We start from the raw sequence: 1299 nt of genomic DNA on the forward strand, positions 1-1299 counted from the left end.
CGTCCGCGACCTGCGCGGCGCCGTCGGCGACCTGCCGGGCGGCGTCCGCGGCCTCCCGGGTCCCGTCGGCGAGCTCCTGCGCGGACCCGCCGACCTCGCCCCCGGCGTCCTTCGCCTGCCCGAGCAGGCCGTAGACGACGTCGAGGTAGTCCGCCTGCACCTGGCTCCCCGCGGTCCCCTCGACGGCCTGCGACGCGTCGTTCGCGAGCACGCCGACGAGGTAGTTGCCCGCGTCGTTGGTGCGGACCTCGACGCGGGCCTGCTGCGGGTCGGCGCTCGACAGCGACGCGACCTGCGCGGAGAACTCCGGCGGGATCGTGACGACGACGTAGTACGTCTTGTCCTCGAGGCCCTGCGCGGCGGTCTCGGCGTCGGTCGCGGTCCAGTCGAGCGTGCCGGACGTGAGCACGACGCGTTCGAGGTCGTCGCCCGCGGCCAGGTCGCTCCCGTCGTCGGTCTGCACGGGCTGGTCGAGGTTCACGAGCGCGGCCGGGATGTGGCCCGAGCGCGCGTACGGGTCCCAGTAGCCCCACACGAGCACCGCGCCGTAGACCGCCGGGACCGCGAGGACGCCGACGAGCACCACGGCCGCGAACCGGTCGCGCACGAACCGCGCGAGCGTGAGCAGCGCGGCCCTCATGCCGCCCGCCGCAGGGACGACCCGGACCAGCGCAGCGCCGCCCTCATGCCGCACGTCCCACGATGCGCGTGAGCGGGCCCGCGTCGGGCGGGCGGAAGTCGCCCGCGGTCACGACGAGGACCGTCGACCCCTCGCGGGCCAGCCTCTCGGTGAACGCGGTCATCGCGTCGCGGTCCTGCGTCGAGCCCGACGGGAACGGCGCGACGACGACCGGCGGGTCGCCCGCGACCGCCGCGACGAGGCCCAGGAGCGCCTTCTGCGACGCCGGCAGGTCGTCCGCGGCCTGACCCGCCGTCCCCGCGAGGCCGGCGTCGGTGAGCAGCGTCTCGAGCGTCTCGTCGTCCAGCCGCGTCCCCGCCCGCCGGTGCGCCTGCCGGACCACCTCGCCGACCCGGGCACGGTCCTCGAGCAGCCGCAGGCGCGGCACCCAGCCGATCCCGACGACGCGACGCACGGCCCGTCCGGACCGGCGCGTCGCGTCACGCGGGTCGACCACGTGCACGTGCCCCTCGTCGACGGCCAGCCGGCCCGCGAGCGCGAGGGCCGTCGCGTCGCGCGCGAACGGGTCGAGCGTGACGAGCCACGTGACCGTGCGGGCCGCGAGGCTCAGCTCGAGGCCGCGCACCAGCCAGCGCGAGCCGTCGCGCACGCCGACGCCC

The 1299-nt window shown here is 77.0% G+C and carries 2 protein-coding genes; both read right to left on the bottom strand.

Translation table 11 applies throughout. The annotated features are described in order from the left end of the window. Nucleotides 1–640, bottom strand: a 640-nt coding sequence (locus HGA02_RS19650; RefSeq protein ID WP_210728839.1) for a YhgE/Pip domain-containing protein, incomplete at its 3' end; no start/stop codon positions are given. 43 nt (nt 641–683) lie between these two features. Next, on the bottom strand, nt 684–1299 hold a 616-nt coding region (locus tag HGA02_RS19655; RefSeq protein WP_168681087.1), incomplete at its 5' end, for a hypothetical protein.

This window comes from Cellulomonas septica (assembly GCF_012396155.1).
GTDB classification, from domain to species: domain Bacteria; phylum Actinomycetota; class Actinomycetes; order Actinomycetales; family Cellulomonadaceae; genus Cellulomonas; species Cellulomonas septica.